At 71.4% G+C, this 25,401-nt stretch carries 20 protein-coding genes; 4 read left to right on the top strand and 16 right to left on the bottom strand.

Going from position 1 to position 25,401, the window contains the following annotated elements; genetic code table 11:
* Positions 1-15: 15 nt before the first annotated feature.
* The gene (locus RM788_RS31495; protein WP_315921833.1) at positions 16-579 is read left to right on the top strand and encodes an HD domain-containing protein; all 564 of its coding nucleotides are present in this window, start codon (positions 16-18) and stop codon (positions 577-579) included.
* 310 nt (positions 580-889) lie between these two features.
* Here RM788_RS31495 and RM788_RS31490 read toward each other — a convergent pair whose 3' ends face one another.
* From RM788_RS31490 to RM788_RS31460, 7 genes are all read right to left on the bottom strand, one after another.
* On the bottom strand, positions 890-1,471 hold the full coding sequence (locus RM788_RS31490; RefSeq protein WP_315921832.1) for a 1,2-dihydroxy-3-keto-5-methylthiopentene dioxygenase: 582 nt from the start codon (positions 1,469-1,471) through the stop codon (positions 890-892).
* Positions 1,468-2,070 (bottom strand): methylthioribulose 1-phosphate dehydratase, encoded by a 603-nt coding sequence (mtnB, locus tag RM788_RS31485; protein ID WP_315921830.1) that lies wholly within the window; start codon positions 2,068-2,070, stop codon positions 1,468-1,470. Before mtnB ends, RM788_RS31490 begins: the two co-directional genes overlap by 4 nt.
* Complete coding sequence (mtnC, locus tag RM788_RS31480) at positions 2,067-2,750, bottom strand: acireductone synthase (protein WP_315921828.1); 684 nt, start codon at positions 2,748-2,750, stop codon at positions 2,067-2,069. Before mtnC ends, mtnB begins: the two co-directional genes overlap by 4 nt.
* Positions 2,747-3,766: a s-methyl-5-thioribose-1-phosphate isomerase gene (locus RM788_RS31475; protein WP_315921826.1), complete on the bottom strand. Its 1,020-nt coding sequence runs from the start codon at positions 3,764-3,766 to the stop codon at positions 2,747-2,749. Before RM788_RS31475 ends, mtnC begins: the two co-directional genes overlap by 4 nt.
* Positions 3,766-4,893 (bottom strand): acyl-CoA dehydrogenase family protein, encoded by a 1,128-nt coding sequence (locus RM788_RS31470; RefSeq protein WP_315921824.1) that lies wholly within the window; start codon positions 4,891-4,893, stop codon positions 3,766-3,768. Before RM788_RS31470 ends, RM788_RS31475 begins: the two co-directional genes overlap by 1 nt.
* Before the next feature lie 326 nt (positions 4,894-5,219).
* Entirely contained in the window at positions 5,220-6,386 is a 1,167-nt protein-coding gene (locus RM788_RS31465) for a hypothetical protein (protein ID WP_315921822.1), read from the bottom strand.
* Complete coding sequence (locus RM788_RS31460) at positions 6,383-7,408, bottom strand: helix-turn-helix domain-containing protein (RefSeq protein WP_315921820.1); 1,026 nt, start codon at positions 7,406-7,408, stop codon at positions 6,383-6,385. Before RM788_RS31460 ends, RM788_RS31465 begins: the two co-directional genes overlap by 4 nt.
* Before the next feature lie 263 nt (positions 7,409-7,671).
* On the opposite strand from RM788_RS31460, the gene RM788_RS31455 reads away from it, so the two are divergent.
* Together RM788_RS31455 and RM788_RS31450 are read left to right on the top strand one after the other, a co-directional pair.
* Entirely contained in the window at positions 7,672-8,406 is a 735-nt protein-coding gene (locus RM788_RS31455) for a hypothetical protein (protein ID WP_315921818.1), read from the top strand.
* Between the two features lie 89 nt (positions 8,407-8,495).
* Complete coding sequence (locus RM788_RS31450) at positions 8,496-10,358, top strand: DNA/RNA non-specific endonuclease (RefSeq protein ID WP_315921816.1); 1,863 nt, start codon at positions 8,496-8,498, stop codon at positions 10,356-10,358.
* A 42-nt stretch (positions 10,359-10,400) separates the two neighbouring features.
* Here the strand turns inward: RM788_RS31450 and RM788_RS31445 are convergent, their stop codons facing one another.
* Positions 10,401-14,726 (bottom strand): GDSL-type esterase/lipase family protein, encoded by a 4,326-nt coding sequence (locus tag RM788_RS31445; protein ID WP_315921814.1) that lies wholly within the window; start codon positions 14,724-14,726, stop codon positions 10,401-10,403.
* Between the two features lie 256 nt (positions 14,727-14,982).
* Between RM788_RS31445 and RM788_RS31440 the strand changes: the two genes are divergently transcribed.
* Complete coding sequence (locus RM788_RS31440; protein WP_315921812.1) at positions 14,983-15,684, top strand: GntR family transcriptional regulator; 702 nt, start codon at positions 14,983-14,985, stop codon at positions 15,682-15,684.
* Here the strand turns inward: RM788_RS31440 and RM788_RS31435 are convergent, their stop codons facing one another.
* From RM788_RS31435 to RM788_RS31400, 8 genes are all read right to left on the bottom strand, one after another.
* Positions 15,685-17,412, bottom strand: coding sequence for an aldehyde ferredoxin oxidoreductase C-terminal domain-containing protein (locus RM788_RS31435; protein WP_315921810.1), 1,728 nt, complete (start codon positions 17,410-17,412; stop codon positions 15,685-15,687). It lies immediately after the preceding gene.
* Entirely contained in the window at positions 17,409-18,908 is a 1,500-nt protein-coding gene (locus tag RM788_RS31430) for a sugar ABC transporter ATP-binding protein (RefSeq protein ID WP_315921808.1), read from the bottom strand. The genes RM788_RS31435 and RM788_RS31430 overlap by 4 nt, the downstream gene beginning before the upstream one ends.
* Positions 18,908-19,858: an ABC transporter permease gene (locus tag RM788_RS31425; protein ID WP_315921806.1), complete on the bottom strand. Its 951-nt coding sequence runs from the start codon at positions 19,856-19,858 to the stop codon at positions 18,908-18,910. The genes RM788_RS31430 and RM788_RS31425 overlap by 1 nt, the downstream gene beginning before the upstream one ends.
* Positions 19,855-20,874, bottom strand: a complete 1,020-nt coding sequence (locus RM788_RS31420) for an ABC transporter permease (protein ID WP_315921804.1) — start codon at positions 20,872-20,874, stop codon at positions 19,855-19,857. Before RM788_RS31420 ends, RM788_RS31425 begins: the two co-directional genes overlap by 4 nt.
* Positions 20,871-21,959, bottom strand: coding sequence for a mandelate racemase/muconate lactonizing enzyme family protein (locus RM788_RS31415; protein ID WP_315921802.1), 1,089 nt, complete (start codon positions 21,957-21,959; stop codon positions 20,871-20,873). The genes RM788_RS31420 and RM788_RS31415 overlap by 4 nt, the downstream gene beginning before the upstream one ends.
* 30 nt (positions 21,960-21,989) lie before the next feature.
* A complete protein-coding gene (locus tag RM788_RS31410) occupies positions 21,990-23,051 on the bottom strand; it encodes a sugar ABC transporter substrate-binding protein (protein ID WP_315921800.1) in 1,062 nt (353 codons plus the stop codon).
* Positions 23,052-23,303: 252 nt separating this feature from the next.
* Positions 23,304-23,474: a hypothetical protein gene (locus RM788_RS31405; protein ID WP_315921798.1), complete on the bottom strand. Its 171-nt coding sequence runs from the start codon at positions 23,472-23,474 to the stop codon at positions 23,304-23,306.
* 571 nt (positions 23,475-24,045) lie between these two features.
* On the bottom strand, positions 24,046-25,323 hold the full coding sequence (locus RM788_RS31400; RefSeq protein ID WP_315934812.1) for a cytochrome P450: 1,278 nt from the start codon (positions 25,321-25,323) through the stop codon (positions 24,046-24,048).
* Positions 25,324-25,401: the final 78 nt, after the last annotated feature.

Genomic DNA, 25,401 nt, shown 5'->3' with positions numbered 1-25,401 from the left:
AGGATCCTGGGCGGGGTGCCCAGACCTACCGATCTTTGCGAGCGGTACACCGAGCCGCATCGCCGCTACCACAACGCCGACCACGTGCGGCAGGTCGTGCGGGACGCCGCTCTGCTGGCCGGCGACGAGTGCGAACGGGATCGGGCGCTGGTCGCGCTGGCGGCGTTGGCGCACGACGTGGTGTACGACGGGAAGCCGGGGGACGACGAGCGGCGCAGCGCGGAGTGGGCTCGGGACCAGCTGATGGCCACGGGGGTGGCGGACCAGGACGTCGGGCGGGTCGAGGACCTGGTGCTCGCGACGTTGACGCACGAGGCCGCGCCCGGTGACCGGTTGGCGGCGGTGCTGCTGGACGCCGATTTGGCGATCCTGGGGTCGGATGGGGCGGGGTACGAGCGGTATCGGGCCGCGGTGAGGTCGGAGTACGGGCATGTGCCGGATGGGGCTTGGCGGGTGGGGAGGGCGGCGGTGTTGCGGTCGTTGTTGGGGAGGGGGTCGTTGTACTTGACGGATGGGGGGCGGGAGCGGTGGGCGGTGGCGGCTCGGAGGAATTTGAGTGGGGAGTTGGAGGGGTTGTAGGGGGTGACCCACCGCGCGTAGCCCGGCCCCCGGTGCGCGATTGTCTCAATGCACCACCACCGTTTGTCAAGGTGGGAAAAATGCCTTGACAAACGGTGGTGGTGCAGGAGGGCGCTGTGTATCGGGGGCAGGGGGAGGTCTGGCTCCGCTTGTGTCAGCTGTGCCGGGTTAGGGCACCTCGCTGCGCATCGGTAGGGCACCTTGCTGCGCGTCGGTAAGGCATCGGGCGTTGCCCGACAGGGCGGCGGGCGCTCCGCGCCGGATGCGAGGGGGCGGCTGCGCCCGTTGATGGGGGCGGTTGGTTTGGCGGTTACTTCTGGCGGCCCGCTACCAGTTCGTCGAAGGTGGGGAAGTTCTTGGCGATGTCGTTGCCGGTGAAGTTGGCGACCCAGCCGTCGTCGTCGTGGAAGAAGCGGATCGAGACGTAGTCCGGTGAGGTGCCCATGTCGAACCAGTGGGTGGTGTTGGCGGGGACGCTGAGGAGGTCGCCTGCCTCGCAGAGGATTCCGTAGACGCGGTTGTCGACGTGGAGGTAGAAGACGCCGGAGCCGCGGGCGAAGAAGCGGTCCTCGTCGTCGTCGTGGGTGTGTTCGGCGAGGAACTTCTGCCGGACCTCGGCTGCCTTGGTCTGCCAGTCGGGATCGTTCGACGGGGTCATGTGCATGGCGTCGACGAGGATGTAGCCCTCGGTGTCGATGATGCGGTCGACCTGGGCGCGGTAGGCGTTGAGCACCTCCTCGGACGAGGGGGTGGTGGAGATGCCTTCGACGACCGGCCAGTTCTCGTAGCGGACGCCGAGTCGTTTCAGTTCCACGGCTACCTCGTCGGGCGAGGTGGTGCGCAGCAGCACGGTGGCCTGGTCGGAGTCGGGCCACACGGTCAGCAGGGTCATCGGGTTCCCCTTGTCTCGACGGTGAAGCGGAGCAGCCAGTCGAGGCACTCGAGGCGGTGCCGGGCCTGGTGCAGGTCGTCCCCCCAGACGTACACCCCGTGGCGGGCCACGATCAAGGCGGGTGTGTCGGGTCGGTGGCCGGATTCGAAGGCGTCGCCGAGCGCGCGCATGTCCTGCGAGTTCGGGACGACGGGGATCGTGACGGTGTCGTCGTGGGCGGCGCGGCCGAAGCCCTTGAGCATCTCCAGGTCGCGCAGGTGCACGCCGCCGGGCCAGTGCTCGGCCGCCACGACGGGGGCCATGGCGTGGACGTGGACGATCGCGCCTGCGCCGGAGACGGCGGCGATGCGGCCGTGCAGGCCGGCTTCGGCCGAGGGGACGCGGACGGGGTCGGTGGTGGTGCCGTCGGCGTCGACGACCACGACGTCGGACGCGGTCAGTTCGCCCTTGTCGCGGCCGCTGACGGTGACCGCAAGGCGCAGCGGGTCGCGGTCGAGCACGACGGACAGGTTGCCGGACGTGCCGCGCATCCAGCCCATCGCGGTGTAGCGGGCGCACTCGGCGGCGAGGGCGCGCCCGGCCTCCTCGACGTCCGTCACAGGGACCGCACCGTCCGGTGTGGACCGAAGTCGGCGTCGCCGTAGGGCTCACCGATCCGGGCCACGCCAACGGTTCCCCAGCCCGCGGACGCGGCGGCGTGCAGTTCCGCGGGGACGTCGGAGTAGAAGACGATCCCGTCCGCAGGGGCGTCGAGCACGGCGGCGATGGCCTTGTACGAGGCCTCTTCGCGCTTCGGGCCCGCGTTGACCGTGTCGAAGTGGTGCTCGAACAACGGCGTCAGGTCGCCCTCGGTCGTGTGGCCGAAGAACGCCACCTGGCCCGCGACCGAGCCGGAGGAGAAGACGGCGAGGCGCATTCCGGCTTCGTGCCAGGACTTCAGGGCCGGGACGACGTCGGGGAACAGTTCGGCGACGAGGTCGCCGCCGCTGTAGCCCTGCTGCCAGATGAGGCCCTGCAACGCTTTCAGGGGGCCGACCTTCTGGTCGCGGTCCATCCAGTCGTGCAGCGCGGCGACCAACTCGGGCGTGCCTGCGGACGCGGGCAGGTCGGCGAGTTCGCGGATCCCCGCCACGGCCTCGACGACGGCCGGGTCGTCGGGGTGGGCGTCGATCCACGGGCCCAGGCGCGGGCGGGCGTAGTCGTACAGGACGACCAGCACCTGGTGGGTCGAGCTGAGGGTGCCCTCGATGTCGAGGACGACCCACGTCGGGCTGCTCACTGCTGTTCTCCTCGGTAGTAGTCGGCCAGCCGGTCCGGCGCGAACACGCCCCGGTCGGTCACCACGGACGTGACGAACCTCGGCGGCGTCACGTCGAAAGCCGGGTAGAGGCCGCGCACCCGCTCGCTCGCGGTGCGCCTGCCCAGGGTGCTCAGCACCTCCTCGCCGGAGCGGTACTCGATCGGCACGTCGGCCGCGGTCGGCGCCAGCCGGTCCGGCGCCTGCACCAGCGCGTGGAACGGGACGTCGAACGCGCGGGCCGCCACCGCCAGCCCCAGTGTGCCGACCTTGTTGACCACGTGCCCGTCCATCGTCACCCGGTCGCCCGCCGTCACCAGCGCGTCCACGTCACCGGAACTGAGCACCGCGGCACCCATCCCGTCGGTGATCAGGGTGGTGTCCACGCCCATCTCCGCCAACGTCTCGGCGGTGAGCCGGGCGCCCTGGAGGTACGGGCGGGTCTCCGTGCAGATGAACCGCAAGCGCTTGCCGTCGCGCTGGGCCGCGGCCACGGTCTCGATCAGGTACAGGTCGGCCCAGCAGTGCGTGAGCACGCAGCCGTCGACGGGCAGGAGCGCCGCGGTGGCCGTGCCGAGCGCCCGGCTGCGCGACCGGTAGCGCTCGTCGCCCGCGACGGCCCCGGCCAGCGCGGCGGCCTCCAGGTCAGCGCCCGCGACCGGACCGGCGGCGTCGACGGCGGCCAGCACCGCCGCGACGGCCTTGCGCAGGTGGTTGTTCGTCCGCCGGGTGGCCTCCAGCAGCTCACCGGCCCGGCCGACGTGGGCGCGGGCGTCCGCCGCGGCCAGGCCCGACGCCTCGCGGGCGGCGAGGACCATGCCCCACAGCACCGCGAAGTACGGGCCGGACGACTGGGTGACCATGTCCTCGACGGCCTTGGCGACGTCGGCGACCGTCGCGCAGCGCACCCAGGTCCGCTCGAACGGGAAGTTCCGGCGGTCGAGGATCCACACCCCGTCCTCGGCCAGGCGCACGCTGTTCGCGAGCACCGGCTCCATCAGCTGTACCCGGTGTAGGGGGCCCGCCCGCCGGTGAGGAAGTACTCCCCCACCTCGCGGGCCTTGTAGCTCACCGGGTCGTGCAGGGTCAGCGTGCGGGCGTTGCGCCAGAACCGGTCGAAGCCGTAGCCGGACGCGGTGGCGCGGGCGCCGCACAGCTCGAACACCTTGCTCGTGGTCTCGATCACGACCCTGGTGGAGAACACCTTGGCCGACGAGATCGCCGCCGCGGTCGCCGCGCGCTGTTCGACGGTCAGCGTCGCGCCCTGCTCGGAGGCCGCGAACAGCGCGTCGGAGGCGTGGTCGGCCAGCAGCCCGGCCGCCTCGACCTGGGCGACGAGCTCGCCGTAGGCGCCGAGCACGTACGGGTCGTCGGTCGCGCTGTCGACGCCGCTGAGGAACCACGGGCGGGTCGTCGACCGGGTGTAGCGCGCGGCCTCGGCCAGCGCGCCCTCGGCGATGGCCACGTGCAGCTGCGACAGGACGAGCTGGAAGCCGAGCGCGGCCAGCGACAGCCTGGGCGAGGTCTCGTCGTCGGGCTGCCTGCCGAGCACGTCGGCCGCGGAGACGGGGACCTGCTCGAACACGACGCCGCCGCTCGCGGTGAGCCGCTGGCCCATGTTGTTCCAGTCACCGGAGGGGCTGATGCCGGGGGTGCCGCCGTCGACCAGGAACGTGAGCTTCTCGCCGGTGTCCGTGCGGGTCGCGCTGACCACCAGCCGGTCCGCGAGCGCCGCGCCGGTGGCGAACGTCTTGCGGCCGTCGACGACGAACCCGTCCTCGGTGGGGGTCAGCGAGAGCGCGGCGTCCAGGGGGTTGCTGACGCCCGCCCAGAACTGGTTCTCCCCCGGCTCGAACGGCTTGTCGAACAGGCCGGTGCGCCAGATCTGCAGGTAGTGGTAGCCGAGCAGGTGCCCGATGTTCGCGTCCGCGGCGCCGACCACCCTGGTGACCGCCTGTTGCGTCGACCAGTCGGTGATCGTCAGCAGGCCGGACTGCCGGAGCAGTTCCAGTTCCCGCACCGGGGGCTCGCCGAGGCGATCGCGCTCGGCGGCGTCCACGCGCAGCGCCGTCGCCAGCTCTTCGGCGACGGTCAGCCACTTCTGCCGCCCCTCGGTGAACGTCATGCGCTTCCTCCAGGCTCCGCCGAGCGTCCGGTCGACCGGACACACGTCGAGCCTAGTGGCCCGATCCGGGGCGGGGACGGGCATCTCGCCACGTGAACGCGACGAGCGGCACACCCCCGGTCACCTCGGTTCCCCCGGCTTCGGGATCCACTGCGGAGAGGGCTTCCACGCGGTCGGGGCCCCTGAACCGGCGTCCTGCACCACGCCGACCCCGCGCCGCGGGACCGTCGTGCCCGACGGCGAGGACATCACCCGCCTGCGGGTCCGCCGGGAAGCGGACCTGACCTCGGGCACGACTCCCGTCGAACGAGATCCGGGAACAGGTCCTAGACGCGGGCGAGGTCGTGCACTCCGGCACGACCGCCGACCTCCACGACGAAGGGGTTCGACGGATGCTGTCGGTGTGCCCCCACCAGTCCGAGGGCGGCCATCGCGGCCTCCGGCCCGTCCAGCACGGGCTGGAGGCGCACGAACGTGTGCCAGACGATGCGGTCCTCGGCCAGCGCGGCCAGGTAGTCGACGCACAGGCGCGGCGCGATGCGGAGACACCGGTCGCGCGCGGCGGACAGCGACGCGGTCATCCGCCGCGTCCTCTCCCGACCGCGCACGGGGTCCGCCACCTTGCCCAGGACCTCGACGATCAGCCGGTGGCGGCTCCGCAGGAAGCTGTCCCAGTAGTCGACGTCGGCGTCCCGGATCCCCCTGCCGTCGTCGAACAGGGCGAACAAGCCCTCGGCGAGGCAGTCGCCGAACTCCTCGGTGCGCGCCCGCGCCGGATCGGCGAACGGGTCGTACTCCTCCTGCTCCGCCACGCCGGTCATCGCCGTGCGGCGCAGGCCGTCGTCGTCGAGCAGGAAGAACCAGTCCTCGTTGTAGACGTTGGGGAAGAACGACGTCATCGAGTGCGCGCCGATCGCCAGCGCGCCGCCGCCGATGAACGTGTCCTGGAACGCGCCGACCTCGCGCAGGGCGTGGCACACCACCGAGTTGTCCTCGAACCCGCCGATGGCGAGGCCGACACCCGCGTAGCTGTCGGCCAGGCCCGCGGCCACCCCGAGGTCCGACGGGCTGGGCACCTTGATGTCGTCGTCGAGGAACACCACCCGCTGCCACCCCGCGGCCCGCGCGAACAGCAGTCCGAGGTTGCGCTTCAGGCTGGTGTCCGTCCGGCGCTCGAAGCCGTTCGCGAGCAGCAGCGCGGACGTCCGGAACGCGGGCATCAGGTCGTCGGGCAGCCGGTCGACGTCGACCGCGATCAGGTCGACGCCGCGCTGGGCGGCCAGCGACTCCGACAGCCCGACCGACGCGTTCTGGCTGCACAGCAGGAGGAGCGTGCACCTCAGCTCGCGGGCGAGGTCCATCGCGGCGTCCAGGTGGTCGGGTGTGCGGTTGGTCGGCACGATGATCGCGTCCAGCCTGGACGCGGAACCGCCCACGGTCGTCAGCAACTGCCGGTGCGAGCTGTGGTGGCTCGCGTCGATCGGTGGGGTCACCCCTGGCCCTCCGGCCATTCGAAGAGAACGTTCTCGGGTGAGGTCCAGTCCGGTGTGACGACCTGGCCGTTCACGATGGTGACGCGGGTGATGACGCTGTAGGCGTCGTGGCCCGCGAAGCGCGACCTGAGGTACGCCTCGTTGCGGTCGCGGAACTTCGAGTCGGTCAGCGCCCGGACCGCGCCGAGCGTGCCCCGGCCGTACTGGCCGTTGCAGATGGTGACCGTGCGCTTCCTGTTGTACGGGTTGACGCCCCGGTAGAACTGCGCCACGTCCTGGATGAGCTTGCCCCGCACCACCAGCGGTTCGACGACCCTGGACCGCCCGTCCTCGATGACCTCGAAGCCGCCTGCGTCGGACACGTCCGGGCGTTCGGCCTGGTTCACCGGGAGGTCGACGCGGTCGACGACGTCCGTGGTCACGACGTTCCAGTCCACCCCGCCGAGCAGCACCAGGTGGGTGGTGTAGTCGTCGGGCGAGAGCGAGGTCGCGGTGCGGAAGTGGACCTGGCTGTCGGGGTTGACCGACCGGATGTGGCCGTGCAGCTCGATCAGCGAGTCGAGGTCCGCGTAGGTGTAGAGCTCCACGTGGTCCGGGCTCGCCGGGTCGGTGTACGGGGTGAGGGGCATCTGCTCCTCGGTCAGCTGGGCCACGACGATGGTGATGTCGTACCGGTCCGGGAAGTACCAGAACCCGCGGCCGGGGGTGCCGGAGTCCGCGAGTTCCGCCAGTTCCCCGATCAGGTGCTCGCGGACGGCGTTCTCCTCGGCGGTCAGCTCCGAGGGGTCGGGGACCCGGTAGGGCTCGGCCTCGATCGACCGCCGGGTCGCGAAGAACGTGGCGTAGGCGGCCAGCCTGGCGGGCGGCGGCACCTTGCCCGCCTCCCACGAGGACAGCAGGGGCGAGCTGGCGCCGAAGGCCGTGGCGAGCTGCTTCTGGGTGATGGCGACCCCTGGCCAGCTCTCCGCGCGCAGCGCCCTGAGGCGGTGCGCCAGTGCTGGTGACGGCCGGTCGTGCGGCACAGCGCTGAGCCTTTCGGTGAACTTCAGTGACTCGACTGAAGGCGATGGGGACCGTCCACGATCTTCGGACGGGTGGTTTTCGATCCGCGGAACCGCCGCGCAATCTGGCTGCAAACCCTACCTGTATGGCGGTACGTTCCCCCCTTCGGGGTATGCGTCCGCAGGTGGTGACACTTCACTGAACACCAGTGAAGTGATCGAAGTCGGCGTTGGGCGGCCCCCAGCGGCCGGGTCACGCTAGTCGGCCGCTTATCGTTCCGCCCATGGGAAGCACTCGGGCAACTCTCGACGGCGCCGTGACCGGGCTCGTGGCACCTCGACACCTGGTGCTGGCCGAGCAGCTGGTGGACAACATGACGCCCGCGAACAACGTGTACAAGGACGCGGCGCAGCGCAACGTGGTGCGGTGGGGGGAGCCGGGGCAGCCCGACGGCTGGGTGAACCGGAGCCAGTGCGCGTCGTTCGTGACCGCCGTGCTGAAGCGGTCGTACCCGGAGTGGGCGACGGGACCGTTCCTCACGGAGCACTTCGGGTCGCGCAGTCCGTACGCGCGGGACTACCGGGCCGGGTTCGCGGGCGGGGGCGTGCCGCACTTCGAGGAGGTCCCGAAGGTCGAGGACCTGCGACCCGGCGACCTGGTGGCGATCGACTTCCGGGGCAGCGGCGGTGGCAACACCGGGCACGTCCTGATGGTGCGCGGGGTGAAGGGCGGCTACGACCAGGGGTTGACCTACCCCGGCGAGACGCAGCACGCGGTGGAGGTCGTGGACTGCACGTCCGAGCCGCACGGGGTGTTCGGCCTCGGCGACTACTCCTCGTTCCCGGACAGCCGGATCGTGAACGGGGACGAGCAGCACCACGGGGCCGGGTACGGGCACATGGTGTTCTACGCGTCCGACGTCACCGGCGGGTTCACCCGGTACCGGTGGAGCGTCAACAGTTCCGTCAGCTCACCCACCACCCAGCGCCCCCTCGTGGCGGCTCGGCTGTTCGAGTGAGGGCCTCCGGCCTGCGGTAACACCGGTCGGACACCGGGCGACAGCCAGGTGATCCGAAGTTCGGCGTCCGCGCGGGGGAAGTGGTTCCGATGGCCGGCAGGGAATCCGGGAAGGCCGCTCCGGGAACCGGGGAGCTGCTGGCCTCGTTGCGCCGGTTCATCCGGGCCAGGGGCTCGGACTACCTGCGGGACGACAACGTGTCGTCGATCGGCGTCGGGTACAAGGAGCGGGACGGCAGGGCCACCAAGGAGATCTCGGTCCAGTTCACCGTGCGGCGCAAGGCGCAGCCGGAGGAACTGGAGGCGCTGGGGACGACCGCGCTGCCCGCCGTGATCGTGGTGGACGGGTTCGAGGTGCCGACGGACGTCCTGCAACGCCAGTACAGGGCGGACTTCCGCGTGGTGTCCGAGGCCGCGGCGGTGGACCGCAAGGTCCGCGCCGACCCCATCGCGCCGGGGGCGAGCGTCGGGCACGTCGGGGTGAGCGCGGGCACCATCGGCTGCGTCGTCTACGACCGGGCCGACGGGACGCCGTACGTGCTGAGCAACTGGCACGTGCTGCACGGACCCGGCGGCGCCCTGGGCGAGGACGTGGTGCAGCCCGGCAGGCACGACGACAACCGCGTCGACCGCAACCGCCTGGGCAGGCTGGTCCGCTCCTACCTCGGCAAGGCGGGCGACTGCGCGATCGCGTCCATCGAGGACCGCGGCTACGACGTCAACGCCATGGGGCTCGACGTCGCCGTCACGCAGATCGGTGAGCCGGAACTCGGCGACAAGGTGGTCAAGAGCGGGCGGACGACCGGGGTCACGCACGGGGTCGTGCGGCGGGTCGACGTGCTGGTGAAGATCGACTACGGCGGCCCGCAGGGCGAGCAGGAGATCGGCGGGTTCGAGATCGGCGTGGATCCGCGCAACGCTCCCGCCGACGGCGAGATCAGCTCGGGCGGCGACTCGGGCGCGGCGTGGATCTTCAAGCTGGGCAACGGCAGGCCCAGCAAGGTGCTGGCGGGCCTGCACTTCGCGGGCGAGGGCGGCGGTGATCCGGACGAGCACGCGCTGGCGTGCCTGCCGCGCTCGGTGTTCGAGAAGCTGGAGGTGACGCTGGACCCGCCGTCGGCGGTGGTCGCGCAGGCCGTGCCGACCGGGTACGACGCGGACTTCCTCGGCGTGCGGGTGGACGTGCCCGCGCTGACCGCGGCCACGCGGGACGACGCGGTGCTGCTGGGCGGCAGCGAACGGATCGACTACACGCACTTCTCGTTGGCCATGAGCGGGTCACGCCGGTTCGCGCTCTGGGTGGCGTGGAACATCGACGGCGGCTCGTTGCGCAAGCTCGACCGCGACGGCATCCCGTTCGTCAAGGACCCCCGGCTGCCCGCGGACACCCAGATCGGCGACGAGCTGTACAAGGGCAACCGGCTCGACCGCGGCCACATCGCGCGCCGCGCCGACCTGATCTGGGGCACCGCCGCGGTGGCGGACAAGGCGAACACGGACTCGTTCTACTTCACCAACATCACGCCGCAGATGGATGACTTCAACCAGAGCGCCAAAGCCGGGCTGTGGGGCGGGTTGGAGGACGCGCTGTTCGCCGACGTCGAGGTCGACGACCTGCGGGTGAGCGTGAGCGGCGGGCCGGTGTTCGCCGCCGACGACCGGGTCTTCCGGTCCGTGGCGCTGCCGCGGGAGTTCTGGAAGGTGATCACCTTCACCGTGGACGGCGAGCTGCGGACCAGGGCGTTCCTGCTGACCCAGAACCTGGACCAGCTGGAGGCACTGGACCTGGACGAGTTCCGGGTGTTCCAGGTGGCGGTCGCGGAACTGGAGGAGCGGACCGGGCTGCGGTTCCCCGCGGTGCTGCACGAGGCCGACACGGCCGTCCCCGAGGTGCTCGGAGCGGGAGCCGGTCGCGAACCGCTGGCTGGCACCGAGGACATCGACTGGGCGTGAGTGGCCGGGAGGTCTGCCGGGACCCCCGACCGCTCACGTCCTCTACAGCCGGGCCAGGTCCACCGTCGCCGCGAGGGCGGCGTTGCCCGCGTCCGACGGGTGCAGGTGGTCGCCGGAGTCGAACTCCGCCTTGAGCCGCAACGGGTCCTGCGCGTCCCGCAGCGCCGCGTCGAAGTCGAGCACGCCGTCGAAGGCTCCCCCGGTGCGGATGAACTCGTTCACCGCGCCGCGCGTCGCCTCCATGCCGTCGGTGTGGGAACTCCAGCCCTTGATCGGCGTGATGGTCGCGCCGAACACCTTGATCCCCTTGGCGTGCAGGCGGGCGACGACTTCCTTGTACCCGGCGACGAACTTGGCGGGATCGGCCTGGCGCGGGTCCTGGTGCAGGTCGTTGACGCCTTCGAGCAGGATCACCGAGCGCACGTTCGTCCGGTTCAGCACGTCGTCGTCCAGCCTCGCCAACGCGCTGCGCCCGTAGGCGGGCTCGCCGCCGTCGAGCAGCAGCCGGTTGGCGCTGATGCCCGAGTTCAGGACGCCCAGCCGGTCGGCGGCCGGGAGCAGCCCGATCCGGTCCGCGAGGTAGTCGGGCCAGCGGTGGTTCGCGTCGGTGGTCGAGTACCCGCCGTCGGTGATCGAGTCGCCGACCGCGACGACCGTGCCCCTCGCTCCCGAGCCGAGGACGTCCACCTCCTCGACGTAGAGCCAGGATCCGGTCCGGCGGTCGAACCTCGCGCCGGACGTGTCCATCGTGAAGTCACCGGCCCCGCTGAGGAACGACGTCTGCTGCGCCGACGGGTGGTAGGTCACCGGACCACCGGCCCGCGTGCTGTGCGTGCTGATCAGCAGGTCCGCGTCGGCGGGCACGGCGAAGTCCAGCGGATCGCTCCGGACCTCCGCCCCGGCCGGGATGGTGACGCCCGTGCGACCGCTGAACGTCAACGGCCGCACCGACCCCTCGACGGCGCCGGCGTCGTCCGCGTTGGCGCGCAACGCGATCGACGTGCGGTCCAGGACCAGCGGACCGGTGCCGAACCTGTTGGAGAACCGCACCCGCGCGGCCGTGCCGCCGACGCTGGTGTGCACGACGCTGCGGACGGTCTCGTTCGTGAACCAGCCCTGCGAGTCCGCGATCGGCGCGGCCTGGGCCGTGCCCCACGTGCCGACCCAGTCACCCGACGGGGCGGGCTCGCCGCCGTAGACCTCCACTTCCGCCAGCGTGAGGTAGTCCTTCCCGGACAGCTGGACCATCACGTAACGGCCGGACACCGCGGGCTGCTCGACCGCCACGACCGGCGCGGGTCCGGTCCGGTGGCTGGACCAGACGCCCTTCTGCGCGGCCTGCCGCACCGGGGTGAGCGAGGTGTCGAACGGCTGCTCGGACACGAACGTCCAGTGGTCGTCGAGCCGTTCGGCGCAGCAGTCGGTGCGGTTCCACACGTTGACCGTCGAGATCGGCGCGGAGGCGCCGAGGTCGACCTGCCACCACGCGTACCGGTCCTCGCCGGTGTGGCTCACGGAGTTGTTGCCGAAGACCCCGTTGGTGTCCCCGTCGACCACGCGGGCCGCGGCGCCGCCGTACGCCTCGGAGGACGCCACCGCGGGTTTGCCCCGCGCCAGGTCCGGGCCGCCCGCCAGCGCCATGGCGAAGACGTGCAGCGCGGGCACGCCCACGCCCACCTCGGAACCGACGGTCGGCAGCTTCACCGACTTCACCGTCCTGGCCGGGTCCAGCGCCACCTCGGCGGCGAACACGTGCACGTTCCGGTCGTCCCGCCCGTTGCCCGGCGCGTTGCGGTACGGCGTGGTGATCACCGGGGTGACGCCGTCGGGCGGCGTGCCCGCCCAGTTGGGGGCGCCGATCGTGTAGTCCAGCCCCGTGCCGTCGGTGTAGTTGACGGTGCCGGTGCCCGAGGTGGCGTAGGTGCTGCTGAGCAGGAAGCCCAGGGTGGGCGACGAGCCGATCAGGCCGACGGTCTGGCCCGCGGCGAGGGTGTTGTCCGGGGATCCGGGCGAGGCGGTGGGCCAGGTGTAGGTGATGCCGTTCCAGCGGACCGGGCCGCCGGGCACGACGCCCTTGGTGGCCAGCGCCTCCGCGGAGTAGGTGTAGCCGGAGCCGTCGACGTCGCCGGGCCCGGTGTTCCCGTCGGAGGTGACGCCGACGTTGCCGAACGTGGTGCTCAGGCCGCGGCACAGCGTGGTCGTGGCGTCCACGTCGACCGCGCTGGTGCCCGACTCCGTCGTGACGGACACGGCGCCGCCCGCCGAGCCCTTCGGCAGCTTCGCCGTCAGGTGGTTCGACGACACGAAGGTGACCGGGCGGACGGGCTTGCCGCCGATGGCGACCTTCGACCGCGCGGTGAACCCGGAGCCGGAGATCAGGATGTCGTCGGTGCACGTCGGGCTGGCCAGCGCGACCGCGGGCGCGTGCTTGGTGGACAGCTCCCGGTACTCGCCCTGGAGGCCGGCCGCGCCGAGCACGGCGTTGGGCACCTCACCGGCCTGCGGGTTCTGGCCGATCAACCTGTTGCCGCCGAGGTCCTCGACGCCGACCGGCGCGGGCGCGCAGGGGAACGAGTTCAGCGCGCCGGTCCGGTAGTTGTCCTTGCGCCGCAGGTGACCCGTGGTCGAGCAGCCGCCGTTGAACCCGCCGGTGTCGTCGAACTGGACGTTGCCGGTGATGGTGACGTAGTCGCCGCCCTCGTCGTTGTAGACCGCGTTCGCCGTCTTGGCACCGCTGAAGTTCACGTTGCCCTGCACGGTGAGCCCGTGCTCGTAGCTCCTGCCCTGCGGGCCGCTGGTGTAGACGGCGCCGCCGTCGTAGCGCACCAGCATGTCCCGGTACACCACGTTGTAGGAGATCACGTTGTCCCCGTTGATGTTCGGGTTCTCGTCGGGGAACGTCGAGTTGGTGCGCCAGCCGCCCCAGCCCGAGGAGATGCCGGTGTAGGGCACGTCCGCGATCTCGTTGTGCGTGATCGTGGTCCCGCGCGAGTAGCCGTTGACGATCGACGGCGCGCCGGTGAACTCCACGCCGGTGCCGTGCAGGTAGTTGTTGTCGATGGTGTTGCCGGAGGCGATGGCGTTCTCGTCGGCGGGCAGCGGGTCGTCCACCGCGCCGAGCAGGATGCCGATGCCGGACACGTCGGTGACCGTGTTGCCCCGCACCAGGTTGTCGACCACGCCGTGCTGGAACCCGAGCCCCGCGCCGCCGAGGTGCCGGAAGGTGTTGCCGAGGAATTCCACGTTCCGGGTGCCGGTCAGGTCGACGGCGGCGTCCGGCCGGGTCCAGGCCGCGAACGGGCACGTGCCCTTGGGGTCGGAGTAGCCGCACAGGCCCTGGGTCTTCGAGCCGCCGACACCGGTGATGGTGACGTTGGCCTGCATCTCGACGAAACCCTCGTCGGACGCCGGGCGCAGCCACGTCGAGTAGGCGAACTCCAGGCCCTGGAAGGTCACGTCGTGCAGCGGCGCGGCCGCGGTGGTGTTCGTGCGCACCAGCCCGTCGAGCTTGGCCGCGGTGAATCGCATCCGGCGCGGGTCGTCACCGGGATTCGCCTGGTAGTAGAAGACGTGCGCGGTGTCGTCGAGGTACCACTCGCCGTCGCTGATCAGCTCGAACGCGTTCTCGATCCGGCTCGGCACGGCGTTCGCCGGGAACGTCGGGAAGCCGCCGTGCGGGTTGTCGCCGTAGGGACCGCGCGGGCCGTCGGGGAGGTCGAGGTTGTCCCAGCACGGCTGCCGCATGGTGATCGCGGTGCCGGTGATGCCCGCAACGGCGCAGCGCGGCTCGCTCCACGACCCGTGGCCGTCGGCGAACACGAACTCCAGGCCGCCGGGGTTGCGCCAGGACGCCATCGACGTGTCCGCGACGGTGTAGCCGGCGGCGGTCTGGGTGAGGCCGACCGGGGCGGTGCCGCTCGCGCGGGTGAGCCGGGCGCCGTCGGCGTAGAGCTGGCGGGTCCTCAGGTCGGCGGGGGCCTTGGCGCTCCACAGGTTCCCGGCGCCCTTGGTCCAGCCGGAGATCGGGACGCCGCCGCTGACGACCGGCGTCCGCCCGTCCGCGGGCTCCCAGCGCACCTCGTGCCCGTGCGTGCCGGAGTCCGCGGCGGTGAACGTCAGCGGCTCGGTCAACGCGTAGGTGCCGCCCGCGAGGCTCACGACGACGTCGCCGCGCATCGAGGGGGCCAGCTCGCGGACCTTCCGCTGCGCCTGGGTGATCGAGCACGGGGACCGGTCGGCGCACTTCGCGCCGGTGCCGCCGGGTGAGGCGTGCAGGGTGGTGACTTGCGCCGCCGCGGCGGGCGTGGCCACGACGGTGAGCGCGGCGAGCGCGCCCACCAGGGCGGCGCTGATCGATCTCGACACCATTGTCGTTCTCGTCCTTCCGGTGGAGCCAGGGCACCGATCAGATATCAGATATGAAAACGCTCTCTTCCTACTCGCGCCTCCGACACCCGTCAACGGCCGAACGGAGGGCTGCGGTTTTCCGGTCACCATGGGCTACGATCGGATATCCGATACGAAAGCACCTCCACCTCCCGAGCCGACTCGCTCATGTCGACGGTCGGCGCGGACCAGGCGCGGGCCTAAGATCGAACGACCGGTTCGGAGGGGGACGAGGAGGATGACCACAGTGCCCAAGGACGCGCAATCACGTCTGCCGCGGTTGACGCCGCCCCCGCGGACGATGCTGCGCGACACGGTCTACGAGGCCATCAAGGGCATGCTGATGGACAACGACCTCGCTCCCGGCGCCCGGCTCTCCATCGACGGGATAGCCCGCGAGCTGGAGGTCTCCCCCACTCCCGTGCGCGAGGCGATGACCAAGCTCGAGTCCGACGGCCTGGTCGCGAAGCGCCCGCACGCCGGGTACATCGTGGCCCCGCTGATGGACCAGGTGTCGCTGGACAACCTCTACGAGTTCCGGCTGCTGATCGAGCCCGCGGCCGCCGGACTGGCCGCCGGTGGCGCCTCCAAGGCACAGGTGACCCACCTGCGGAAGGTCGTCGAGGACATGGCGGCCAGGCCCGACGGCGAGAACTACGAGGGGTACCGGGACTTCGCCGTGCTCGACGCCCTGCTGCACCGCACGATCGCCGAGGCGTCCGGCAACCACCTCATCGTCGACGCCCTGTCCCGCCTGCACGCCCACACGCACAACTACCGGCTGTACTTCCGGACCGGGATGGCGGACGAGACGAAGCGGGAGCACGAACGGGTGGTGGAGGCGATCGCCGCGCAGGCCCCGGAGGCCGCCGAGGCGGCCATGCGCGACCACCTGACGTCCTCCAGGGCCCGGCTGCGCGCGGCGTACCCCCAGCAGTAGTCAGGCCTCCCACCCGAGCAGCCCGCGCAGCCGGACGACGGCGGCCTCGAAGACCGGGCGGTCGAGCACCGCGCCCGCCAGCCGCCCGGAGTCCACCGGCAGCGTGAAGAACCGGTCGGGCAGCGTGTCGTCGGCCGAGGTCAGGCCCTCGCGCAGGTTGTACCGGCGCATCAGGGCGAGCCTGCGGCGGCCCCACTCGCGGAGTTCGGCGGGCGACACGTCCCAGCCGGTCACCGCGGAGACCAGGGCGGCCGCGGAGTCCTCGGTGAGGTTGCGGGTCGGCGGGGCCGCGTACAGGCAGAGGCCGACCGCGTCGTACCCGCTCCACAGCTCCATCAGGTCGGCCACCAGCCGGACCTTCACGTCGTCCAGGGCGGCCATGGGCAGGCCTTCCGGCGGGCAGCCGTGCCCGGCCGCGCCGTCGATGAAGATCCGCTCGCCCCGCACCGGGTCGAAGTCGATGTCGTGCTCCACGGCGTCGTAGCGCGGCCCGAGCGGGTGCACCGCGTAGGCGAGGGCCAGGCCGTGGTTGCCGCGCGGGTCGAACACGGGCAGCTCGATCCCCTTGCCGTGCATGGCGAACGCCTCCGCGCCCAGTGCCGTCGCCGCCCGTGCCACCCCCTCGCCCAGCAGGGCGGCATCGCTTCCCCTGCGGTGGACCACGTCCTCGGCCAGCGCCAGCGAGGGCGCGACACCCCGCAGCTCCGACCAGAACTCCAGCACACCCGCCATGGACACCGGGTCCACGCCCCAGCGGTGGCAGAGTTCGTTGGCGCGCAACGCGGTGTCGAGGTCGGGCAGACCCGAGAAGGCCGCGACGGCCTCCTGGTGGAGCGTGCCCACGTCGTTGGGGTGGAAGGACTTCAGGCAGTCCTGCGGGCAGCCGGGGCAGCCGCCCGCGGAGCGGTGCAGCCGGGCGGTGAACGCGGCCGGGGTGAAGGAGTCCAGGTCCGCCGTCGCGGTGCGGTAGTTGCGGACGCCCAGGTAGCCCTCGAGCCCGGCCGCGGGCCAGGTGCCGAAGCCCGGCGGGTCGTGTTCGGTGCGGGTCAACGGGTTCGCGGGGATCCGGGCGACGTAGTCGGCGGTGATCCCGGCCAGGGCGGCCGGATCCGCGACCGGCCGCGGCGCACCGCCGACGAGCACGACCGCCTTGCAGTTCTTGCCACCCAGGACCGCGCCCAGCCCCATGCGGTCGGCGGCGAAGCCGTAGTCGGTCACGACGCTCGCGAACCGGACCAGGTTTTCCCCCGCCGGTCCGATGGCCGCCACGTGGGCGCCCGGCCCGTGCCTGGCGGTCAGGACCTCGGTCGTCTCGGTGGTGTCCAGGCCCCACAGGTCGTCGGCGTCCAGCACGTAGACCTGGCCGGGGAACACCAGCAGGTACGACGGGCGCGGCGCACGCCCGGTGACCACGACGGCGTCGTGCCCGGTGTCGGCCAGCGCGGGCCCGAACGGCCCCTCCACCCTGGACTCGCCCACCCCGCCGGAGAGCGGCGACCTGGCCACCAGGCTGAAGCGGGACAGCGCGAGCGCCCGCCGTCCGGCCACCGCGCCGACGCCGAAGACCACCGGCTGGTCGGGGTGGTGCACCGGCAGGCCTCGCGGGCGGGCCAGCAGCTCGTGGAGGCCGAAGAGGCCGAAGCCGGGGTCGCGGCGACGAGCCGTCTCCGGCAGGACCTCGACCGCGGAGCGGGCGGTGCCGAGGTCGACGCGGAGCACCGTGCTCACTCGGCGTCCTGGTGGATCAGCCCCATCACCCGGTGGCTCGTCGGCTCGTAGTCGTGGTCGTTGACGACCTCGCCGCACACGTGGAAGTCCCGCATCACCACGATCCGGTCGGCGAGCGTGACCATCTCCACCAGGTCGCTGGTGATCAGCAGCACCGCCAGCCCGTCGGTGGCCAACTGCCAGATCAGCTCGTGGAACGCGGCCTTGGTGCGGACGTCGATGCCCACCGTGGGCTCGTCGATGATCAGGATCCCGGTCTCGGCGGCCAGCCACTTGGCGAGGCTGACCTTCTGCTGGTTGCCGCCGGACAGCTCGCCCACGAGCTTGTCGGTCGACGACAGCCGGATGCCCAGCCGCTCGACGTAGGTCTCCGCCAGCTCGCGTTCGCGCTTGGCCGACACGCCGCCGAACCGCTTGGAGAGCCGGTCCCACACGGCCACCGCGATGTTGCGGGTGACGGGCTGGTCGAGGAACAGCCCCTCCTCCTTGCGGTCCTCCGGCACGTAGCCGACGCGGTGCGTGCGCAACGCGTCGCGCACGTCCTTGATCCGCACGGCCTTGCCCCGCACGCGAACCTCGCCGGAGGTGATCGCGGACAGCCCGAGCACCGCCTTCGCCAGCTCGCTGCGGCCCGCGCCGACGAGGCCGTACAGGCCGAGGATCTCCCCCGGCCGCAACGACAGCGAGACGTCGTGGTGGCCGATGGCGGTGGAGACGCCCGCCAGCTCCAGCACGGGTTCGGCGACGACGGCGGGCCGGGCGGGCAGGTCGACGGCGCTGTGCGCGCGGCCGACCATGGCGGTGATGAGGTCCTGCTTCGCCAGTTCCGTGAGCGGCTTGGACTCCAGCACGGACACGCCGTCGCGCAGCACGGTCACCGTGTCGCACAGCTCGTAGACCTCTTCGAGCTTGTGGCTCACGAACAGCACGGCGGTGCCGTTGTCGCGGAGCTTGCGGATCACGTCGAACAGCCGCTCCACCTCGCTCGGCGTGCTGGCCGTGGTCGGCTCGTCGAGCAGCAGGACGCTGCTGTTCATGGACAGCGCCTTCGCCACCTCGATCAGCTGGAGCTGCGACACCGGGAGGCCGCGCACCCGGCGGTCCGGGTCGAGGTCCAGCTCCAGCAGGTCGAGGCAGCGCCTGGCCTCCGCCCGGATCGCGGCCCGGTCCAGCAGCCCGCCCTTGGCCGGGAGCCGTTGCAGGACGATGTTCTCCCCGATGGAGAACTCGGGCACGAGGTTGCGCTCCTGGTGCACCACACCGACACCGGCCCGCGAGGCGGCCTGCGGGGAGTCGAGGTGCACCTCCTCGCCGCCCACCGACAGCGTGCCGCCGTCCGGGCGGTACACGCCGGTGAGGATCTTGATGAGCGTGGACTTGCCCGCGCCGTTCTCGCCCAGCAGCGCGTGCACCGAGCCGGGCTCGATGCGCAGGCTCGCCTTGTCCAGCGCGCGGACGCCGGGGAACAGCTTCACCAGGTCTTGTGCGATCAGCACTACGCCGCCCCTGCCCCTCGACGGTGGGTGAGCACGACGGTGCCGAGCACGACCGCGCCGACCACGAAGTTGACCCAGCTCGGGTTGAGCGAGAACTGGGCGCGAGCCACGTCCACGAGCCGGATGATGACGGCGGCCAGCACCGTGCCGGACACCGACACCGCGCCGCCGGACAGCGCGACGCCGCCGATGATCGGCGCGGCGAAGCTGGCCAGCAGCCAGTCGCCGCCGATGCTCTGGTTCACCCCCGGCGCGGACGCCAGCGTGACGACCGCGGCGACGCCGATCAGCAGCCCGGACAGCGCGTGGGCCAGCACGATCGACCGGTTGTTCGAGATGCCGGACAGCCTGGCGGCCAACGGGTTCCCGCCGCTGGCGAGCAGGTACCGACCCCAGATCGCGCGGCGCAGGAACACCGCCAGCGCGATGGCGACGGCCAGCGCGACCAGGAACACCACCGGGATGTGCAGGATCGCCGCGCGGCCCAACGACCGCAGCACCGGCGAGTAGTCGGACACCGTGGTGGTGCCGACGAGCTCGTACTGGAGTCCGGTCAGGATCGTCATCGTGGCGAGCGTGACGATGAACCCGTTGATCCGGGTCAGCACCACCAGCAGGCCGTTGACCATCCCCACGAACGCGCCGAGCACCAGCGCGCCCGGCACGGCGAGCCACACCGGGACCCCGTGCTGCGCCATGGCCACACCGCCCGCGCACGCGACGAACCCGCCGAGCGCGCCGACGGAGAGGTTCATCTGCCCCACCGCCAGCGCGACCAGCTGCGCGAGGCCGATCAGCACCGGCACGGCCAGGTAGGCGAAGAACGTCTCGATCGCGGACCCGCTGAGCAGCGAGCCGCCGGAGGTGATCGCCAGCGCGGCGTAGCCGACCACCGCCACCACGGCGAGCGTGGTCTCGTTGGACTTGAGCCGGGCGTCGAGGGTGATCACCGGCGGACCGCCTTCCGCTCCGTGACGACCTGGCGCACGCGGTCGAGCGAGAGCGCGGCCAGCAGGATGATCCCCAGCGAGATCGACAGGCTCTGCACGCTGGCGCCCAGCATCGTGAGCCCCTGCCGGATGACCTGGGTCAGCGTGGTGCCGAGGAACGTGCCGATGATCGACACCGCGCCGCCGGTCAGCAGCGTCCCGCCGAGCACCGGTCCGAGGAACGACGGGAGCATGAACTCCGACCCGATGGTCGCGGTGAACGACCCGCTGGTGACCGCGAGCATGAACCCGGCCAGCGCGGCCAGGCCGCCGGACAGCGCGTGCGCGCCGACGATCCGGCGGTGCACGGGGATGCCGGACAGCTCGGCGGCGACCGCGTTGCTGCCGACCATCAGCATCTCCCGGCCGGTGCGGGCGCGGGAGTACAGGTAGCCGACCGCGAGCATGGCGAGCACCGCGAAGATCGCGAGCTGCGGGATCGCGCCGGTGCCGCAGACCGGTCCGACGCAGACGTCGGCGAGCGAGAACGTCCGGAGTTCCTGCATGCCCGCGGGTTTCGTGGTGAACGCCGCCGACGTCGTCAGCTCGGAGTAGACGAGCGAGACGAACCCGAGCAGCGCGAAGTCCATCGCCAGCGTCACGACGAACGAGTTCACCCCCGAGGAGGTGATGATCAGCCCGGTGAGCGCGCCGATCGCGGCGCCCGCGGCGACCCCGATGACCAGGCCGACGTACAGCGGCAGGTGCCACTGCTCGTAGGCCAGGCCCATGAACATCGCGCCGAACGCGGCCATCCGCCCGACCGCGATGTTGAGGTGCCCGATGGACAGCACCGCCAGCTGCGCCAACCCGACCACGGTCAGCGTGGCCACGTCGCGCAGCAGCGGGAAGACCACGAACCGCTCGCTGAAGAACGTCGGGATCATCGACCCGAACACGACGACCAGCAGGACGAGCAGCAGCACCAGCCCGGTGCGCTGGTCCGCGATGGACCGCCGGAGGAACCGAAGGGTCACGCCACTCTCCGGTCGTCCATGGCGTCGCGGTCCCAGGCGATGCCCAGGCCCGGCGCCTCGGGCGCGACGGCGTGGCCGTCCTCGACGGCCATCTCCGCCGTCGTGATCGCCCGCAGCTGCGGGATGTGCTCGACGTACCGGCCGTTGGGGATGGCCGCGGTGAGGCTCACGTGCAGCTCCATGAGGAAGTGCGGGCACACGGCCACGTTGAACGCCTCGGCCAGGTGCGCGACCTTCAGCCACGGCGTGATCCCGCCGACGCGGGCCACGTCCACCTGCACGATGGACGCCGCGCCGCGTTCGAGGTAGTCGCGGAACTGGCCGACGGAGTACATCGACTCGCCGACCGCGATGGGGATGCTGGTGGAGCGGGCCAGCCGCTGGTGCCCGGCGACGTCGTCGGCGGGCAGCGGTTCCTCCAGCCAGAACAGGTCGACGGGCGCGAACGCCTCCGCTCGCCGGATCGCCTCGGCGGCGGTCATCGACTGGTTGGCGTCCACCATGAGGTCGAAGCGGGGGCCGACGGCCTCCCGGACGGCCATCAGCCGTTCGAGGTCCTCGTGCGCGGTCGGCTTGCCCACCTTCACCTTGACGCCGTTCCACCCGGCGTCGACGGCCGCCTTCGCGCCGAGCACGAGCTCGTCGGCGCTCAGGTGCAGCCAGCCGCCTTCGGTGTCGTACAACGGGACCCTCGGTCTGAACCCTCCCGCGACCCGCCAGAGCGGTTCGCCCGCGCGGAGGCACTTCAGGTCCCACAGCGCCGTGTCCACCGCGGCGAGGGCGAGCGAGGTGATGGCCCCGACGGTGGTGGCGCGGGTGGACGCGAACAGGTCGTGCCACACGCCTTCCACCAGCCGGGAGTCCTGCCCGAGCAGCCTGGGCAGCAGGTGGTCGCGCAGCAGCGCGTGCACCGCGGTCCCGCCCGTGCCGATCGTGTAGGAGTAGCCGAGCCCCACGGCGCCGTCGTCCGTGCCCACCTCCACGAAAATGGTCTCCTGCTTGAGGAAGGCCTGCACCGCGTCGGTGCGGACCTGCTCCACCTCCAGGTCGACGATGAACGCTTCGGCTCTGCTGACGACGGCCACCGCGGGCCCCTCTCCGTGCGCTGGATCAGGTCAGGAACACTTGAGGACGCCGCTCTTGAACTGCTCGGTGAGCTGCGTCGTCTTGGCCTTGCGCTCGGTGTCGTAGGTGTCGACGTTGGCCTGGGTGATCACGAGCGAGCCGGAGTCGACCGTCGTGCCGGGGGTCGCCATCGTGCAGGCGCCGGTGGCGAGCTGGGCCAGCGCCCACCCGCCGACGTACGCCTGACCGGTCGGGTTCTGCGCGATCGTCGCGGACACCGACCCCTCCTTGATGCCCGCCAGGATGGTCGCGTCGTCGTCGATCGCCACGACCTTGATCGGCAGGCCCGCGGACTTCACGCCCGCGGCCGCCGCCACCGCCGGGTTGTACGCCGTGGTGACGATGCCCTGGATCTGGGGCCCCTGCGCGGAAAGCAGGTCCGCCACGGCCTTCTGCGCGGTCTGGAGGTCCTTGTCGATGTCCGGGATCGTGGTCAGGATGGTGACCTTGCCACCGGTCTCGTCCACGGCCTTCTGCACGCCCGCGATGCGGCGCTGGGTGTTGGCGTCGACGTTGTTGCCGGTCAGGTGGACCAGCTTGCCGGTGCCGCCCATGGCCTCGATGGCGGTCTTGGCCGCCTTGTACGCGGCCTCGCCGACGTCGGTGGACAGGCAGAAGTCGGCGTCGTCCTGGTCACCGGCCGGGCAGGAGCCCAGCGAGGCCACGGTGATGCCCTTGGCCTTCAGGTCGGTGAACGTGCTGTTGATGTCCGTCGGCGAGACGCCGAAGATGCCCATCGCGTTGTAACCCTGCGACGCCAACGAGTTCAGCGCGCTGTTCTGCTTCGCCTGGTCCCACTGGCTGGTCTCGTCGAAGACCGTGCCGCCCAGCTTGAAGTCCGCCTTGACCTGGTCGGCGGCGGTCTTCCACGGCTGGAAGTAGGGGTGGGGCCCGCCGGGGACGAAGGCGATCTTGACGCTCGCCGCGTCCTTCTTCTCCGGGCCCGCCGCCGACTGCCCGGCGTCCGACCCCTTGGTGGTGCATCCGACCGTGACCGCGAGCAGCCCTACGGCCACCGCGCACAGCCTGGTCCGCTTCGCGAACGGCCTCATTGCCAGCCTCAATCCTATAGGATATTGGATAGCTGATTTCTACGACACGGGGGAAGTTGTGTCAACAGGGGCGGGGTGGAGGACGGGGACAATCGTTACCAGGGTGGCGGGGCGGTGTCACTCCCGTACCGGAGGGGTGATCCGCACCGGGCGGGAAACCACCCGTGTGCCCACCCTCCGGTGATGTCGCGGTGGACCGGGCAGACCCTGTTGGCGCTGATGGGCGGGGTTCGCACTGGCGTTGGCCCGCGGCTACCGGATCCGCGGCAGCGCGGGCGTCGGCCGCGCCGTGACGGGACTGGCGCTCCTCGTCCACGCCCTCGCGCTCGTCACGTACACACCGCTGCCGCGGCCGGTCGTGGACGCCGAGTTCTGCGCGGCGAACACCGCGCCGGCGCACCCATGTGGAACCCGGCGCTCCACACCGGCCTCCTGTCGAACCCGGCGCTCCAGCAGGTGGTGTTCAACGACGGCGCTGTTCGTGCTGTTGGGGGACGGGGCTGCGCCGGGGCAGCGGGCTGTGCGGTTGCGGCCTGCGGGTTCGCCGGTGTTCGGGCGGGTCCTGGCGCGGTTCCTGGTCGGACCGGCGGGTGTTTCCTGCTCAGCGGCATGGGGACGGCGACCGGATCGGACGCGTGGCGCGGGTGGTTGTGGCTGGGCAGCGGTGGCCGCCCTGGCTCGTCGCCGGGGTGGCGGTGCCCTCCGTGCGCCGGGGTGGTCTGGTTCTCAGCAGCTCGAAACCGGCCAGCGGTGCCCGCCGTTCTCCGGGTTCGGCCGATTTGACTCGGGACCCCTCTTTTCGCCCCTTGGCGGGTCGAAAAGGGCAGGTGGTGAAGCTCCTGCCCCGCCGCCGAAAGTCCAGGGCCGAAAACCCCGAGTCAAATCGGCCGAACAAGATGAGGGCACGCTCGGTCGGGTGCTCTTGGTCGGGCTGCCGTCGAGGTCGGCCGCGTTGTTCGCCGTCGTGGTGCTTGGCCGCCGTGGTGGTCGGCTTCTACCCCAGCACCACCGGCAACGCCTCGACGCCGTACACGACCGACGTCTTCCGGAACACCAGGTCGTCCTGGGTGCCGTGCAGGCGCATCTCCGGGAACCTGCGCACGAGGGCCGGGTAGGCGGCGCGGAGTTCCATCCTGGCCAGTTCGGCGCCGATGCAGCGGTGGATGCCGTACCCGAAGGCCAGGTGGGGGGAGGACTTGCGGGTCGGGTCGAAGTCCTCCATGTCGGGGCCGAGGGATTCGTCGCGGTTGGCGCCGCTGAGCGAGCAGACGACGACGTCGCCCTTCGCGATGTGCTTGCCGCCGATGACCATGTCGGCGCGGGCGAACCTGGGGAAGGCGACCTGCACGACGGTCAGGTGGCGGAGCAGTTCCTCGACGAACTGGTTGACGGCCGTGTCGTCGTCGCGGACGCGGGCGAAGGCCTCGCGGTCCTCCAGCAGCACCAGCGCGCCGAGGGCGAGCATGCTGGCGGTGGTTTCGAAGCCCCCGGTCAGGACGCCGTCGGCGAGGCCCGCGAGTTCGCGGTCGTCGACCTCGTCGCCGTGCTCCTTGATGATCATCCCGATGAGACCGTCGCCGGGGTTCTCGCGCTGCTTCTTCACGACGTCCATGAAGTACGCGAGCGACTCGGACATCGCGCCCAGTGACGGGTTGGCGCCCGCGAAGAGGTCGAAGCGGGCCATGCTGAGGCGTTGGAAGTCCTCGCGGTCCTCGTACGGGACGCCGAGGAGTTCGCAGATGGCGAGCGACGGGATGGGGAGGGCGAAGGCCTCGACGAGGTCGACGGGGCCGTCCGCGGCGGCCATCTCGTCGAGGCGGTCGGCGACGATGGCCTCGATGCGCGGGGCGAGCCTGCCCAGCCTGCGCATGGTGAACTCGGGCGTCAGGAGCTTGCGCAGGCGGGTGTGGACGGGCGGGTCGGCGAAGCCGAGGCCGCCGGGGTTGCTGTCGGAGGACAGGCCGCCGGAGGTGCCGACGAGGTTGACGAAGTCGTTGCTGAACCCGTCGACCTTGCCCAGGACCTCCTTCGACTCCTCGTAGCCGGTCACCAACCACACGTTGATGCCGAACGGGAGCTTGAGCTTGCTGACCGGCTCGCGCCTGCGGCGCACTCCCAGCTCGGGCACCGGGTCGACGCCGTTCCGGCGCAGCGGCATGAGGGCGGAGCTGGGGAAGAACGACAGCGTCGACAGGTCGAGCGGCTTCTTCTGCAAGCGCGTCAGGTAGCCCCGCCCAAGCCTCGCCAGCACACGGGAGCGCAGATTCCCCATAGTCGACATAACCCCACCGTCGTTCGGTTCAGTTCCGTCGGTGTCGCACCTGGCCACCGGCGGGCCTCATGACCCCGC

The organism is Umezawaea sp. Da 62-37 (assembly GCF_032460545.1).
Classification (GTDB): Bacteria; Actinomycetota; Actinomycetes; order Mycobacteriales; family Pseudonocardiaceae; genus Umezawaea.
The sequence above is the reverse complement of the archived record's forward strand: the minus strand, read 5'-3'. Positions and strand labels throughout refer to the sequence as shown.

What these genes read in the sequence shown, in the direction of transcription:
- RM788_RS31470 (WP_315921824.1), bottom strand. Translation starts at nt 4,893, where the DNA reads ATGACGTTCACCGAGGGGCGGCAGAAGTGGCTGACCGTCGCCGAAGAG.
- RM788_RS31445 (WP_315921814.1), bottom strand. Translation starts at nt 14,726, where the DNA reads ATGGTGTCGAGATCGATCAGCGCCGCCCTGGTGGGCGCGCTCGCCGCG.
- RM788_RS31410 (WP_315921800.1), bottom strand. Translation starts at nt 23,051, where the DNA reads ATGAGGCCGTTCGCGAAGCGGACCAGGCTGTGCGCGGTGGCCGTAGGG.
- RM788_RS31475 (WP_315921826.1), bottom strand. Translation starts at nt 3,766, where the DNA reads ATGGAGCCGGTGCTCGCGAACAGCGTGCGCCTGGCCGAGGACGGGGTG.
- RM788_RS31440 (WP_315921812.1), top strand. Translation starts at nt 14,983, where the DNA reads ATGACCACAGTGCCCAAGGACGCGCAATCACGTCTGCCGCGGTTGACG.
- RM788_RS31490 (WP_315921832.1), bottom strand. Translation starts at nt 1,471, where the DNA reads ATGACCCTGCTGACCGTGTGGCCCGACTCCGACCAGGCCACCGTGCTG.
- RM788_RS31450 (WP_315921816.1), top strand. Translation starts at nt 8,496, where the DNA reads ATGGCCGGCAGGGAATCCGGGAAGGCCGCTCCGGGAACCGGGGAGCTG.
- RM788_RS31400 (WP_315934812.1), bottom strand. Translation starts at nt 25,323, where the DNA reads ATGGGGAATCTGCGCTCCCGTGTGCTGGCGAGGCTTGGGCGGGGCTAC.
- RM788_RS31455 (WP_315921818.1), top strand. Translation starts at nt 7,672, where the DNA reads ATGGGAAGCACTCGGGCAACTCTCGACGGCGCCGTGACCGGGCTCGTG.